At 68.7% G+C, this 13642-nt stretch carries 12 protein-coding genes; 4 read left to right on the top strand and 8 right to left on the bottom strand.

Annotation, left to right across the window (positions count from 1 at the left end; translation table 11 throughout):
- Positions 1 to 5 precede the first annotated feature (5 nt).
- The 3 genes from CKY28_RS03080 to CKY28_RS03070 form a co-directional block, all read right to left on the bottom strand.
- A complete protein-coding gene (locus tag CKY28_RS03080; RefSeq protein ID WP_095996834.1) occupies positions 6 to 491 on the bottom strand; it encodes a pyridoxamine 5'-phosphate oxidase family protein in 486 nt (161 codons plus the stop codon).
- 358 nt (positions 492 to 849) lie between these two features.
- Positions 850 to 2028 (bottom strand): acetyl-CoA C-acyltransferase, encoded by a 1179-nt coding sequence (locus CKY28_RS03075; RefSeq protein WP_095996833.1) that lies wholly within the window; start codon positions 2026 to 2028, stop codon positions 850 to 852.
- 15 nt (positions 2029 to 2043) lie between these two features.
- Positions 2044 to 2478, bottom strand: coding sequence for a MaoC family dehydratase (locus tag CKY28_RS03070; RefSeq protein ID WP_176472939.1), 435 nt, complete (start codon positions 2476 to 2478; stop codon positions 2044 to 2046).
- A 118-nt stretch (positions 2479 to 2596) separates the two neighbouring features.
- Here CKY28_RS03070 and putA point away from each other — a divergent pair, with 118 nt between their 5' ends.
- The gene (gene putA, locus CKY28_RS03065; protein ID WP_095996831.1) at positions 2597 to 5632 is read left to right on the top strand and encodes a bifunctional proline dehydrogenase/L-glutamate gamma-semialdehyde dehydrogenase PutA; all 3036 of its coding nucleotides are present in this window, start codon (positions 2597 to 2599) and stop codon (positions 5630 to 5632) included.
- A gap of 228 nt (positions 5633 to 5860) precedes the next feature.
- A complete protein-coding gene (locus tag CKY28_RS03060; protein WP_095996830.1) occupies positions 5861 to 6340 on the top strand; it encodes a hypothetical protein in 480 nt (159 codons plus the stop codon).
- A gap of 104 nt (positions 6341 to 6444) precedes the next feature.
- Here the strand turns inward: CKY28_RS03060 and CKY28_RS03055 are convergent, their stop codons facing one another.
- Together CKY28_RS03055 and CKY28_RS03050 are read right to left on the bottom strand one after the other, a co-directional pair.
- Positions 6445 to 7587: a mechanosensitive ion channel family protein gene (locus CKY28_RS03055; RefSeq protein ID WP_245841532.1), complete on the bottom strand. Its 1143-nt coding sequence runs from the start codon at positions 7585 to 7587 to the stop codon at positions 6445 to 6447.
- 21 nt (positions 7588 to 7608) lie between these two features.
- Entirely contained in the window at positions 7609 to 8643 is a 1035-nt protein-coding gene (locus CKY28_RS03050) for a DNA topoisomerase IB (RefSeq protein WP_095996829.1), read from the bottom strand.
- 94 nt (positions 8644 to 8737) lie between these two features.
- Between CKY28_RS03050 and CKY28_RS03045 the strand changes: the two genes are divergently transcribed.
- Positions 8738 to 9295: a type 1 glutamine amidotransferase domain-containing protein gene (locus CKY28_RS03045; protein WP_095996828.1), complete on the top strand. Its 558-nt coding sequence runs from the start codon at positions 8738 to 8740 to the stop codon at positions 9293 to 9295.
- Positions 9296 to 9372: 77 nt separating this feature from the next.
- Positions 9373 to 10302: a right-handed parallel beta-helix repeat-containing protein gene (locus CKY28_RS03040; protein ID WP_141243832.1), complete on the top strand. Its 930-nt coding sequence runs from the start codon at positions 9373 to 9375 to the stop codon at positions 10300 to 10302.
- Positions 10303 to 10437: 135 nt separating this feature from the next.
- Here CKY28_RS03040 and CKY28_RS03035 read toward each other — a convergent pair whose 3' ends face one another.
- Genes CKY28_RS03035 through CKY28_RS19230 form a run of 3 tightly spaced genes read right to left on the bottom strand, consistent with a single transcriptional unit; the run spans position 10438 to position 13629 of the window.
- On the bottom strand, positions 10438 to 12165 hold the full coding sequence (locus CKY28_RS03035) for an asparagine synthase-related protein (protein ID WP_095996827.1): 1728 nt from the start codon (positions 12163 to 12165) through the stop codon (positions 10438 to 10440).
- Positions 12166 to 12167: 2 nt separating this feature from the next.
- Positions 12168 to 13502 (bottom strand): DUF5935 domain-containing protein, encoded by a 1335-nt coding sequence (locus tag CKY28_RS03030; RefSeq protein WP_095996826.1) that lies wholly within the window; start codon positions 13500 to 13502, stop codon positions 12168 to 12170.
- Positions 13495 to 13629 carry a hypothetical protein gene (locus CKY28_RS19230; RefSeq protein WP_281253192.1) on the bottom strand — a complete coding sequence of 45 codons (135 nt, stop codon included), beginning with the start codon at positions 13627 to 13629 and terminating at the stop codon, positions 13495 to 13497. Before CKY28_RS19230 ends, CKY28_RS03030 begins: the two co-directional genes overlap by 8 nt.
- Between the last annotated feature and the right edge of the window lie 13 nt (positions 13630 to 13642).

The following is a 13642-nucleotide window of genomic DNA, read 5'->3' as shown; positions in this document are numbered from 1 at the left end:
GCGGGTCAGCCGATCGAGTCGACCATCGCGTGGCTGGAGGACTCCTCCGGCTTGATCTGCCCGCCGAACAGCTGCTTGAGGCGGCCGGTCAGCGACACGTCCGTCTCCCACAGCTCCGCCGACTCCACGTCGAAGCGGAGCAGGACGTAGTTGCCGCCCTCCTTGCCGCCTTCGATCCAGGCTTCGACATTGTTGTCCCACAGCTTGTCGATCGTGGCGCGGTCGCGATCCTGCGTCAGCTGGCCCATGAGGCAGGCGAAGAAGTCGTGGCCCTTGCCCACGAACTGCACCATCGCATGCCCGCCCTTGGCCGCGCGGTTCGTCTTGCCCGCGAAGACGAACAGCGTGTTGGGCTGATCGTCGTCGAGCTTGACGTTCATCGGCTCCGAATGCTGGCCGTCCATCAGGCCGAGCATGATGAAGGGGCTCTCCTTCACCTTGGCGATGAACTTGGCGGCGATCTCCTGAGGGCTGTCGTGATGGGCGGCCATATTCTGCTCCCGCTGAGGATTGGTCGGCGAGAGAACGACGCGGGGCGGGGTTGGTTGCGCGGGCCGGCCGCGGGCGGCATGACGATGGACGGCGGCAATCCCGCCGCCAGACACAGGAGTGTGCCTTCATGGATTTGGCTACCCTGTGCCTTGTTTTGGGCGTGCTCTTCGCCTTCGGGACCTTGATCCTGAAGATAATCGAAGTGGCGCGTCAGAAGTAGGGCGCTGAGTAGGGGCCCGGCCTGGCAGCCGGGCCCCGAAATGCGAAGGACCCCGGCTGCTGGCACAGCCGAGGTCCAGGAGCGCCTTATGGATTTGGCGATACGTTACGTATTGCAACGGGTCCGAAACGTCAAGGTCACAGCACCTCGAACAGGCCGGCCGCACCCATACCGCCGCCCACGCACATGGTGCACACCACGTGCTTGGCGCCCCGGCGCTTGCCCTCAATCAGCGCGTGGCCAACCATGCGGGCGCCGGACATTCCATAGGGGTGGCCGATGGAGATCGCGCCGCCGTTGACGTTCATGAGCTCGTTGGGGATGCCGATGCGGTCGCGGCAGTAGAGGACCTGGACGGCGAAAGCCTCGTTGAACTCCCACAGGCCGATGTCGTCGATCTTCAGGCCGAAGCGCTCGAGCAGCTTGGGCACGGCGAAGACGGGGCCGATGCCCATCTCGTCGGGCTCGGTGCCCGCGACCGCCATGCCGATATAGCGGCCGAGCGGCTGGAGGCCGCGGCGCTCCGCCTCCTTCTCCTCCATCAGCACGGACGCGCTCGCGCCGTCCGAGAGCTGGGATGCGTTGCCCGCCGTGATGTTCATGTCGGGGCCCATCACCGCCTGTAGGCCCTTCAGCCCCTCCAACGTCGTCTCCGGGCGATTGCCTTCGTCGCGAGCCAGCGTGACCTCGTGGTGAGTGACCTCCTTCGTCTCCTTGTTGGTCATCGCCATGGTCGCGGTGACGGGCACGATCTCGTCGTCGAACTTGCCGGCCGCCTGCGCCGCCGCGGTGCGTTGCTGCGACTGGAGCGCGTACTCGTCCTGCGCGTCGCGGCTGACATTGTAGCGCTTGGCGACGACTTCCGCGGTCTGGAGCATCGGCATGTAGATGTTCTTGTGCATCGCCAGCAGCTCGGGGTCGGGCGCGACGCGCATCTGAGGTGTCTGGACGAGCGAGATGCTCTCGACGCCGCCGCCGATCGCCACGTCCATGTTGTCGACGATGATCTGCTTGGCGGCGGTGGCAATGGCCATCATGCCGGACGCGCACTGGCGGTCGATCGACTGGCCCGCGACGGTCACCGGCAGTCCGGCGCGGAGCAGCGATGTGCGGGCGACGTTGCCGGCCTGATGGCCCTGCTGGAGCGCGGAGCCCATGATGACGTCCTGCACCTCGGCGCCGTCAATCCCGGCGCGTTCGACCGCCGCCTTGATCGCGTGGCCGGCGAGGGTGGGGGAGGGCAGGTTGTTGAACGCGCCGCGATAGGCGCGGCCGATGCCGGTGCGGGCGGTGGAGACGATGACGGCGGAGCGCATGCGTTCTTTCCTCAGTTAAACGAAGACCTGGGCGATCCATTCGGCGATCAGGGCGGGCTTATCCTCGCCCTCGATCTCGACGGTGAACTCGTTAGTTTGTTGGAACTGACCGGGACGTTTCTCGTCGAAATCCAGCAGCTTGAAGCGGCCTCGGACGCGGGCGCCCGAACGGACGGGGTTGATGAAGCGGATTTTGTTGCCGCCATAGTTCACCCCCATCTTCGCGCCCTCGAGTTGCGGCGCGTCCGCCACCTTCGAGGACAATAGCGGCATCAGCGACAGCGTCAGGAAGCCGTGCGCGATCGTCCCGCCAAAGGGCGTCAGCTTGGCGCGTTCGGGGTCGACGTGGATGAACTGGTGGTCGCCGGTCGCGTCCGCGAACTTGTCGATCATCGCCTGGGTGACCTCCACCCAGTCGGACACGGTCTCCGTGCCGATCCGCGCCTTCATCTGCTTAGCGGTGAACGTCGCCACGGCTTCCCCTATATGTCGGAATAGGCTTTAGCGGCGGCACCTGTAGGCCCCCGAGCGGCCTTTCCGCAAGCTTCACCCGACCGAGAGTTCAAACATGGCCACCGCCGTAGCGTCAGATCCCCGCCAGACCATGCGCGCACTGCACCGCGCGCCCGAACCCGAAGTTCTAAAACTGCTCCTCGATCGAGCGCGGCTCGACTCGGGCCAGCGCGGGCGCGTGATAGGGACGGCGCTGGGGCTGCTCGCCGACCTGCGCGCGGCGCAGTCAAAGGGCTGGGTGAACCAGTTCCTGCAGGAGTATCGGCTCAACTCGTCGGAGGGCGTCGCGCTGCTCAGCCTAGCCGAAGCTTTCCTGCGCGTGCCCGATCAGGAGACGGCGGACCTGCTGATCGCGGACAAGATCGGCGAAGCGGATTGGCGCTCGCACGCGGGCAAGTCGTCGTCGCTGCTGGTCAACTCGGCCACCTGGGGGCTGGTGATGGGCCGCGCGCTGGTGGGCGAGGGCAATGAGGGCGCGCTCCGCCGCCTGATCTCCAGGGCGGGCGAGCCGTTCGTACGTCAGGCGGTCGGCGCGGCGATGAAGATGATGGGCGAGATCTTCGTGATGGGCCGCACGATCGAGGAAGCGTCCAAGCGAATGCGCAAGCCCGAGCATCGCGGCTTCACCGCCAGCTTCGACATGTTAGGCGAGGCGGCGCGGACGCATGCCGACGCGGAGCGATACTTCCGGGCGTATGAGGACGCGGTGGAGGCGGTCGGGCGCGATCCGGCCGCGGGGCACTCGGTGTCGGTGAAGCTTTCGGCGCTCCACCCGCGCTACGAGGTCGCGCGTTGGGACGAGTGCGTGCCGGCGCTCACCGACATGCTCGAGGAGTTGGCGGTGCGGGCGGCGGAGCGGAATATCGCGCTCACGGTGGATGCCGAGGAGTCCGAGCGGCTGGAGATGAGCCTTGACATCATCGGCTCCGTCGCGCGCTCGCCGAAGCTGAACGGCTGGGAAGGGTTCGGCATGGCGGTGCAGGCCTACGGCAAGCGCGCGCGGCCAGTGGTCGCCTGGGCGAACGAGCTCGGCCGGCCGATGAACGTGCGGCTGGTCAAGGGTGCCTACTGGGATAGCGAGATCAAGCGGACGCAGGTCGAGGGCCTGTCCGACTACCCGCTGTTCACGCGCAAGGCGGCGACCGACGTCAGCTATCTCGCGGTCGCGCGCGACATGCTGGATGCGGAAAACATCCGGCCGGCCTTCGCGTCGCACAACGCGCTGACCGTCTCCACGATCGTGGAGTGGGCGGGCAATCGGCGCGACTTCGAGTTCCAGCGGCTGCATGGCATGGGCGACGGCCTGTACGAGCGGCTGGTGCGCGACCACGGCTACCACTGCCGCATCTACGCGCCCGTGGGCGGACATCGCGACCTGCTGGCGTATCTCGTGCGGCGGCTGCTGGAGAACGGCGCGAACTCCAGCTTCGTGCACCAGCTCGCCGACGAGCGGCTGAGCGAGGACGAAATCCTGGCGGACCCAGTGGCGAAGATCGCGGCGGTGGGCGGATCGCGGCACCCGTCGATCCCGCTACCAATCGAGCTGTTCGGGGATCGCAAGAACAGCGAAGGGTTGGACCTGAACGACCGGGAGGTGCTGGAACGCGTCACCCGTACCGTGAACGCCCCCCTCCCGTTCGCTTCGAGCTCAGTCGAGAAGCGGGATCAGAGCGCATCCCAGCGTGCCTCGACTAGGCTCGACACGAACGGTGGGGCGGAAGTCTCCGCTGCGCAGGTCCGAGACGCGATCGGACGCGGGGAGGCGGCGTTCGAGGACTGGTCCGCTACGCCCGTCGAGCACCGCGCGGCCGTGCTCGAGCGGCTCGCCGACCTGCTGGAGCAGCGCCGCGACGAGCTGATGGCGCTGCTAGTGCAGGAAGCCAAGAAGTCGATTCCCGACGCGTTGGGCGAGGTGCGCGAGGCCGCCGACTTCTGCCGCTACTACGCCGCGCGGGCGCGCGAGCAGCTCCGGCCGGAGGAGCTGCCGGGACCGACGGGCGAGCGCAACACGCTGCACCTGGAGGGCAGGGGCACCTGGGCGACGATCGCGCCGTGGAATTTCCCACTCGCAATTTTCCTGGGGCAGACGGTGGCGGGGCTGGTGACGGGCAACTGCGTCGTCGCCAAGCCCGCGCCGCAGACGCCGCTTATCGGCGTACGCGCGGTCGAGCTGGCGTGGGAGGCGGGCGTGCCCCGTGACGTGCTGCAGGTCGTGCCGGGCGGGCCGGAGGTAGGGCAGGCGCTGACCTCCGACCCGCGGATCGCGGGCGTCGCCTTCACCGGATCGACCGCAACCGCCAAGCGGATCGCGCGCACGCTGGTGGAGGATGACGAGCGGCCACTGGTGCCGCTGATCGCGGAAACGGGCGGGATCAACTGCATGATCGTCGACTCGACCGCGCTACCTGAGCAGGTCGTGGCGGACGTGATCACCTCCGCGTTCCGATCGGCGGGCCAGCGCTGCTCGGCGCTGCGGCTGCTGCTGCTGCAGGAGGATGTGGCGGACGGGATCATCGAGATGCTGCGCGGCGCGATGGCGACCCTGCGCATCGGCGATCCGGGTGATCCGGCCAACGATGTGGGGCCGGTGATCGACCAGGCGGCGTACGACAAGCTGATGAGCTATCGCACGAGCGTCCGCGACCGCTGGCTGGCGACGACGGACGCGCCCGCGGAAGGGCTGTTCGTGCCGCCGACACTGATCCGGGCGGATCGGATCGAAGACGTGACGCAGGAGTGGTTCGGGCCGCTGCTGCACGTCACCACGTGGCGCGCGGGCGAGCTGGAGGACACGATCCGTCGCGTGAACCGGAAGAATTACGGTCTGACCATGGGCCTGCACAGCCGCATCGCGCGCGCGGGCGAAGTGGTCGAGGAGCTGGCGCAGGTCGGGAACCTCTACGTCAACCGCTCGATGATCGGCGCGGTCGTGGGCTCGCAGCCTTTCGGCGGCGAGGGGCTGTCGGGGACGGGGCCGAAGGCGGGCGGGCCGTTGTACCTGTACCGCTTCTGCCTGGAACGGCACGTGTCGGTGGATACGACCAGCGCGGGCGGGAACGCGACGTTGTTGAGCTTGGACGAGGGGATCTGACCGCCTTTCCCTCTCCCGCCGGAAGAGGGAGGGAGCCGCACGGAATGCGGCGGAAGGGTGAGGGTGACCAGCTAGCGGGAGTGCACGCCACCCTCCCCCCGCGCTGCTTCGCAGCTTGCCCCTCTCCCGGTGGGAGAGGGGGTTGGTCGCCCGTTCGTCGCCCGGTCGCGCGGATGTGGCCGGGGCGGGACCAAATTGGCATCCGGCGGCCCCGAAAGGAGCTCTCATATGCTTTTCCACCTGTCCATCGACGCCGACGAACCGCAGCACGTGGCCGAAGTGCTGGCCGAGATTTGGGGCGGCGACGCGCTGCCCTTTCCGCCGGTCATCGGCGGGAGCTGGATGGCGTTCGCCAACGACGATAACGCCACCATGATCGAGGTCTACCCGCGCGGCACTGAGCTGCACGAAGGCGAGGACGGCGGCTACGGCGTGATCGGCGCGCCGGACCGGCGCTCGGCGACGCACTTCGCAATGAGCACGAAACTGTCGTGCGAGGAGGTGCTGGCGATCGCGGAGCGCGAGGGTTGGCCCGCGAAGTACTGCCGCCGCGCGGACAAGTTCGGGCTCGTCGAGATGTGGGTCGAGGGCGTGCGCATGGTAGAGGTGCTGAGCCCGGAGATGCAGCGGGAGTATATGGATTTCGTCACGGTCGCGAACTGGCGCGCGATGCTGGCGGTGGGCGCGCCGGTGAAGGAAGCGGCGTGACGCGCGCTACTTTCCTGCCGTCATGCTGAACTCGTTTCAGCATCCAGGGCTGTGTGGACGACTCAGGCTGGATCGCGCGTACCACCCTGGACGCTGAAACGAGTTCAGGGTGACGGCTGGACGGGGGTGGAGACGCGCACTTCCTGGATCGGGTAGGGCATGGTGATCCCCTCCTCGCGGAAGCGGCGGAGGATCTTCAAGCCGATCGCGTGGCGCGTGTCGTAATGCGCCTGGAAGTCGGCCGAGGCGCTGTCGAACTCCAGTTCGAACAGGATCGCGGACGGGCCGAAGTTGACCATGCCGGCGCGGTTGAACGTGTCGCCGGCGCTCTCGACGATCTCGCACAGCATGGCGGGTACGCGCTCGAGCTGGTCGACGGGCGTGTCGTAGGACAGGCCCAAAGTCCATTTCACATGGTGCCGCTCGCGCCGCGAGTTATTGCGCAGCTCCTTGTCGAGCAGGACCTTGTTGGCGATGACGCGCTGCTCGCCGTCCTGCCCTCGAATGCGCGTGGACTTGAGGCCGATCTCCTCGACCGTGCCGTTGGTCTGGTCGTAGGCGATGGCGTCGCCGCGGCGGAACGGGCGGTCGAAGATGATCGCGAGCGCGGCGAACAGGTCGTCGAAGATGCCCTTGGCCGCCAGGCCGATCGCGATGCCGCCGACGCCGAGGCCCGCCACAAGGCCTGTCACGTCGACGCCGAGATTGTCGAGCACGACGATCAGTGCCACCGCGAACAGCGCGACGGAGACGAGCAGGCGGATCAGGCCCAGCGCGCTCATCAGCGCTTCGCCGGCGTGCTCGCCTTCCGTGCGGCGTTCCACGGCGCCCAGGATGATCTCGCGCGCCCAGATCGCCGCCTGGAACACGGCGGCGACGGTGAACAGGAAGCCGACCGCCTCGTCGACCTCGCGCGGGGCGCCGCCGTAGCGCGTGACGAGCCGCGCGGCGACGGCGACGATGAACAGGTTGTTGGTGCGTGCGAGCGCGCGGCCGAGGACGCGGCCCCAGCCGAACAGGCTCGTGTCGCGCGCGCAGAGCCGCTCGCCCAGCCTGCGGATGCCCTGGAGCGCCAAGACGATGAGGAGGCCGAAGCCGGTGGCGATCAGGATCTGGAGCCAGTGGCCCTCGATCCAGGTCCAGCCGGAGAGGAAGAACTCGCGCGTCTCGGCACGGACGGCGGTGGTGTCGAACGCGGCGGTGTTGTTGGTGGCGATGGTCCTGCTCCTCTGATCCTCCCCTAGCAATTCAAGGAAGGATTAAGGAAGTCAGGCGGCCTCCTGCACCTCCGGCGCTTCCTCCTCCAGCGCCGGCACGACCTCATCCTCCAGATACTCGATCAGCGCCCGTTCGGTGCGGGTGAGGTACTTGCTCGTCCGCGGGAGCTTGAGCGCGCGGCGGAACTCGGCCTGGCCTTCCTTGACCAGCTCGATCACGCGGGGGTGGACGTAGCTCTTGCGCGCGATCGCCGGCGTGTTGCCGAGCTTGTCGACGACGGGGGCGAGCAGCGTCTTGAGCGTGAGCTCCTCGTCCGACTGCGCCAGCGCCTCGAACGCGATCAGCGTCGCGCCCCAGGTCCGGAAGTTCTTGGCGGTGAAGTCCTGGCCGGTCGCCTGCTTGATATAGTCGTTGACGTCAGACGAGCTGACGGGATGCGCCTCGCCGTGCTCGTCGCAATAGGCGAAGAGGTGCTGGTCGCGCAGGTCCTGGCACTTCTTGACCACGCCGGCGAGCGAGCGGTCGGTGATCTTGAGCTGGCGCATCTTGCCCGACTTGGCCTTGAACTGGAGCTTGAGCGTCGCGCCCTTCAGCTCCGCGTGCTTCTTGCGCAGCGTGGTCGCGCCGTAGCTCTTGTTCTTCTTGACGTACTCCTCGGAGCCCACGCGCAGGTGGCCGAGGTCGAGCAGGCGGACGACGGCGGCCACCGCGCGCGGCTTGTCGAGCGTGCGGCGCTTCAGGTCCGCCTCGACCTGCTTGCGCAGGCGGGGGAGCGCGCGGCCGAAGGCGGCGGTGCGCTCGTACTTGGCGGCCTCCTGCGCCTCGCGGAAACCGGTGTGGTAGCGATACTGCTTGCGGCCCTTCTCGTCGAAGCCGGTCGCCTGGATATGGCCGTTCGGGTTGGGATTGAACCAGCAGTTCACATATGCGGGCGGCAGGCCGATCTTCTGCAGGCGCTCGATCTCCGCCTCGTCGGTGATGCGCTTGCCTTTGGGCGTGAAATAGGCCCAGCCGTCGCCGTCCTTCTCGCGCGTGATGCCGGGCTGGCCGTCGTCGGTGTAGGTGATTTCGACCATATTGCTCATGGTCGGACGGAATGCCCGAAACGGGCGCTATGTTCCTGGAACGCGGAGGGGCACGCGCCGTTTGAGGCGCTCCCCTTTCCGGAGAGAAACCATCATGGCCGACCTGTCCAAAGCGCGCGTGCTCATCCTCGCCACCGACGGCTTCGAGGAGTCGGAGCTGTTCGAACCGCGCCAGGCGCTGATCGACGCGGGCGCGCAGGTGACGCTGGCGTCGATCGGGACGGACCCGATCCGGGGCGAGACGAACGGCGAGAAGTCGGAGCGGACGATCACGCCCGACCTGACGCTGCGCCAAGTGGACAGCGACGACTATGACGCGCTGATCCTGCCGGGCGGGCTGAAGAACCCCGACATGATGCGCATGCAGGACGAGGCGGTCGAGATCGTCGCGGACTTCATGGAGGACGACAAGGTCGTGGCCGCGATCTGCCACGGGCCGTGGCTGCTCGTAGAGGCCGACATGGTCGACGGGCGGCAGGTCACGGGATACCCGTCGATCCGTACCGACCTGGAGAACGCGGGCGCCGACGTGGAGGATGCGGCGGTGGTGATCGACGGCAACCTGATCACCAGCCGCAACCCGGGCGACCTCCCGGCCTTCAACGAGGCGATCATCCGCGTGTTATCCGAGGAACTGGTCGACCAGGACTGAAATGGGACAGGGCGGGGCGGTTACTTGGCCGCAGGCGCTGCGCTAGGTTCCGGGCGTCCATCGTCCGGAGTCTCCGCATGCGCCGCCTCGCCCTCCTCGCCGTCCTCTTCGCCGGCCCCGCGCCGACCCAGGCGCCCGGCGCGCCGTTCACCGTCGCCGAGACCGGGCGGAGCTACCGCCAGCTGCAGGAGGCGGTGGACGCGATCGGCGACGGGGCGGGGACGATACGCATCGCGCCGGGCGTGCATCGCGACTGCGCGGTGCAGGAGCGCGGCACGGTCTCGTTCGTCGCGGCGCAGCCGGGCGCCGTCGTGTTCGACCGCATGGTCTGCGAGAGCAAGGCGGCGCTGGTGCTCCGCGGGCGCGGCGCGCGGGTCGACGGCATCGTATTCCGTAACCTCGAGGTGGCGGACGGCAACGGCGCGGGCATCCGGATCGAGAAGGGCAATCTGGACGTCGCCAACTCCATGTTCCTCGACAGCCAGTCGGGCATCCTGTCCGCCAACGATCCGGCGGGGCGGATCAGCATCGACCATTCGACCTTCGCGGGCTTGGGCAAGGACCCGACGGGCAACGGCGCGCACGGCATGTATATCGGCGACTACGGGTCGCTCCGCGTCACCAACTCGCGCTTCGAGCGGGGGACGGGCGGGCACTATCTCAAGAACCGGGCGGCGCGCGTCGAGATCCTGAACAACAGCTTCGACGACACGCGCGGCCGCACGACCAACTACATGATCGACCTGTCCAACGGCGCGACCGGGCGCATCGCGGGCAACGAGTTCGTCCAGGGGCGCGAGAAGGACAACTACTCGACCATGATCGCCGTCTCGCCGGAGGGCGTGCAGAACTCGTCGGAGGGGCTGGTGGTCGAGAACAACGGCGCGCGGCTCGCGCCCGGAGCGGAGAGGACGACGTTCCTGGGCGCTTGGTCGAACGAGCCGATGGTGATCCGCGGCAACCGGCTAGGCGTCGGCATCGCCGAGCGGGGACGGCGCTATCTCTGACGCTGCCCGGCAGCCCGCCTACCTCGTCCGTTCGCTTCGAGCATAGTCGAGAAGCGGATCAGGCGGCGACGTTTGAAGCGTTTCTCGACCGGGCTCGAAACGAACGGGAGAAGGTCGGCGAGCTCAGGCTCTGGGTCAGCCGCTCAGGCGAGAGCCCAGCTGCGCGGCCAGATACTCCAGGCACGCGATGCGGCGCAGCAGGCCGTGGTCGGCCACACGCTCGACATGGAAGAAGCGGCGCATCGCGGGGTAGTCCAGGTCGATGACGCGGCCGAGATAGTCGGGGTCGAGCAGGCCGCCATGCTCGTCGGTTACGGGGCCGCGGCGGCGGTGGAGGGCGTAGCTGCGCTGGCGGAGCCAGACGGGGCGGACGCGGCTGGACCATTCCTGCAGGCGGTGGCGGCGACTGGGCGGGCCGGCGAAGTGGTGGCCGTAGGCGGAAGGCTGGGCAGCGAGCTCGGGGTCGATCGCGTGGAGCAGTTGCGCCTCGAACCGGCCAGCCCGGCGCAGCGCGGGCGGTAGCTCGGCCGTCTCGGCGACGACGCGCGGCTCCAGGAAGGGCAGGAGATAGGGGCTGTGCCGCGCCTCCAGGCTGATCTCGCGGCCGAACAGCGCGCGGCAGCGGAAGCGGGGATAGATTTGCTCGACGACCGACCGGGGCAGCGGCGCGCGGTCGCCGGGTCGGCCCAGCGCGTCGAGGATCTTGTCGCGGATGCGCTCGATGAACAGGCGCGGGTCGAACAGCTCGGTCGCGTCCGTTCGCAGGAACCGCGCGAAGAAGGTGCGCGCCACCGCCTCCGCGCCGAACGGCCGGTCGGGCAGGTAGAAGAAGTCGCGATAGACCTCGCCGCCGCCGCCGGACGCGATCGGCCAGCCATGCGCGTGGCGCGCGTCCCGCGCGCGCAGATGCCCGCCATTGTCGAAAATGTTGCCGAACGTCGGCATGCCGTCATTCTCGTGGAAGTTGTGCGCCACCATGGCGGGAAAGGCGTCGGGCGCGATCGGGGCGGCCTGCTTGTCGATCCACTCGACCGCGAAGCCGAGCGCGTCGCCGACCGCGCGGGCCACCCGCACGTCCGCGCTGCCCGGCGGGCCGTAGACATAGACGGACGGGTCCGCCCCGAGCCGCCGAACCGCCGCGAGCAGCAGGCGCGAGTCGAGGCCGCCCGACAACGGACAGTGGACGTGCGCGTCGTCGCGCAAGTGCGGCGCGAGCACCTCGTCGAGCGCGGCGCGGTGCCGGTCGAGCCGCTCCGCGGGCGTCAGCGGCGCAGGCTCCGGCAGCGGCTTGGAAAGCGGATGCCGGACCACGCCGTCGGGCGTCAGCTCCAGCATCACGTCGGGGCCGAGCAGCTTCACCTGCTCGAGCACGGTGTCGTCGCCGAGCGCGGTGACGTTGAACGCGAACTCGTACACGCCCTGCGCGTCGAAGCTGAGGCGCGGCAGCAGCTCGGCCGCGGCGAGCAGCGACGTGGAAAATAGTCGGTCGTCGGAGTCGCGGAAGAGCTGGAAGTGGGCGAACCAGTCGCAGAACAGGAAGCTGCGCCCGCGCCGGCGGACGAGCGCGGCGAACTGGCCGCCCAGCCGCGACCAGTCGGGCGTCCCATCGTCCATCATCCGCATCAGCGCATCGAGCGCGGGGCGGCCGGTGCGGCCGTCGGCGACGAGCGTGCCGGCGACCGCGGCGAAGTCGTCGCCGTCGCGCAGCAGCAGGTCGGGCCCGCCGACGATGTAAGGCATGTGCAGCGCGCGCCAGCCGGGGATCGCCAGCTCCGTGAAGTCGGTGAAGCCCTGGCGCGAAAAGCCGGCGCGGGCCGAGGCGAGCGCCGCGTCGCCGTCGCGGGTGACGAAGAGCGCCCCCATCGTCAGGCGACCTGCGGCTCGGGCGGGCGGGCCGGGGCGAAACCGCGCGACGACCGGCCCGCGCGTGTACGGGCGAGGTAGGTGTCGAGCCCGATCTGCGCGCCCACCAGCATGTAGACGAACGGGTTGAGCGCGATGCCGGCGAACGCCGCGCCGAGCAGGTAGATGAGGTGCGCACGCTGGAGCGCGGAGGCGAGCGCGCCCGCCCACGCCTCCTCGTCGGCTCGGTAGCGGCGGCGCAGCACCTCCATGCGCAGGATGCCGCCGAAGTGGATGGCGAGCCATAGGAACAGGCCCGGCCAGCCCTGCTCGCCCATCATCTCGAAATAGGCGCTGTGGTACGCGCGCGCCTGATCCGTGACCGTCGCGCCCCGGTCGCCGTCGGCCTCGACGGTATTGTACCGGATGCGGTTGCCGCGGAACGCGTCGAACCCGCCGCCGAACGGGTGCTCGCGAACATAGTCGAGCGTCCAGCCCCAGACCGCGAGCCGCGTGGAGGCGGACTCGTCGGCCTGGTACGTCTTGATCGTCTCCATGCGGCCGGTGAAGCTGGCAGGCAAAAGCGGTATCGCGACCGCGCCCGCGAGCGCCAGCGCGCCGAGGTAGAGGAAGCGCCGCTTCACCTCGCGCAGGCCCAGAATGACGAGCAAGCCGATGCAGAGCAGGCCCGTGCGGGCCGAGGTGCCGACGGGAATGAGCAGGCAGGCGAAGCAGAGCGCATAGGCGAAGGTCCGGACGCGCCAATCGGGCGCGAACACGGTGCCGTGGCGGGTGAACCACAGGATGATCGGCACCAGCGCGATCGCGGCGGCCGAGATCATGCTGCTCTCGTACAGGCCGGTATTGTTGTCGACCATCAGGTTGAGCTGGCCGTAGCCGCCGCCGCCCGCCAACGTCTTGATGCCGCCGACGATGATGATGGACGCGGCCGACAGGCTCATGAACAGCAGCAGCGACTCGATCCTGAGCCGGGTGCGCAGCGTCAGCGGCAGGAAGACGGCGAAGGCGAGCGCCTTCCACGCCCATTCCCACTTGTCCTGCGCCTCTAGCGGGAAATCCGCGTTGGCGGTGGTCCGCCAGCAATAGAGCAGCAGCAGCACGAGGAGGAACTGGCGCGGCGCGACGCGCGTGCCCCGTTTCTCGTCGAGCAACGCCCAGCCGCCGATCGCCAGCGCGGCGGCGATCAACGAGATCTGGATGGAGTTCAGCAGATAGTAGGTAAGCCGCTGCGGCGAGACCACGTCGATATAGACATAGGCCAGCACGAACAGGAACGGGCGGCGAAAGCCCAGTCCGAACAACGCCGCGAGGAAGCCGATAAAGGCGAGGTCACGCACGCGGGCGCCTCCGGAACCCGCGCCCGTCCCCGCCGTCCTCGCGGTCGAGGTCGGGTCGGCGCAGAAGGCGCCAGGCGGCGAGCAGCATGAGGCCGTGGGTGAGGCCGAGCGCGAAGTTGTCGATCATGCGTGAGCGCCCG

The sequence above is a fragment of the Sphingomonas lenta genome (assembly GCF_002288825.1).
GTDB lineage: Bacteria > Pseudomonadota > Alphaproteobacteria > Sphingomonadales > Sphingomonadaceae > Sphingomonas > Sphingomonas lenta.
The sequence above is the reverse complement of the archived record's forward strand: the minus strand, read 5'-3'. Positions and strand labels throughout refer to the sequence as shown.

What these genes read in the sequence shown, in the direction of transcription:
- CKY28_RS03035 (WP_095996827.1), bottom strand. Translation starts at nt 12,165, where the DNA reads ATGGGGGCGCTCTTCGTCACCCGCGACGGCGACGCGGCGCTCGCCTCG.
- CKY28_RS03080 (WP_095996834.1), bottom strand. Translation starts at nt 491, where the DNA reads ATGGCCGCCCATCACGACAGCCCTCAGGAGATCGCCGCCAAGTTCATC.
- CKY28_RS19230 (WP_281253192.1), bottom strand. Translation starts at nt 13,629, where the DNA reads ATGATCGACAACTTCGCGCTCGGCCTCACCCACGGCCTCATGCTGCTC.
- CKY28_RS03045 (WP_095996828.1), top strand. Translation starts at nt 8,738, where the DNA reads ATGGCCGACCTGTCCAAAGCGCGCGTGCTCATCCTCGCCACCGACGGC.
- CKY28_RS03050 (WP_095996829.1), bottom strand. Translation starts at nt 8,643, where the DNA reads ATGAGCAATATGGTCGAAATCACCTACACCGACGACGGCCAGCCCGGC.
- CKY28_RS03075 (WP_095996833.1), bottom strand. Translation starts at nt 2,028, where the DNA reads ATGCGCTCCGCCGTCATCGTCTCCACCGCCCGCACCGGCATCGGCCGC.
- CKY28_RS03060 (WP_095996830.1), top strand. Translation starts at nt 5,861, where the DNA reads ATGCTTTTCCACCTGTCCATCGACGCCGACGAACCGCAGCACGTGGCC.
- CKY28_RS03070 (WP_176472939.1), bottom strand. Translation starts at nt 2,478, where the DNA reads ATGAAGGCGCGGATCGGCACGGAGACCGTGTCCGACTGGGTGGAGGTC.
- putA (WP_095996831.1), top strand. Translation starts at nt 2,597, where the DNA reads ATGGCCACCGCCGTAGCGTCAGATCCCCGCCAGACCATGCGCGCACTG.
- CKY28_RS03040 (WP_141243832.1), top strand. Translation starts at nt 9,373, where the DNA reads ATGCGCCGCCTCGCCCTCCTCGCCGTCCTCTTCGCCGGCCCCGCGCCG.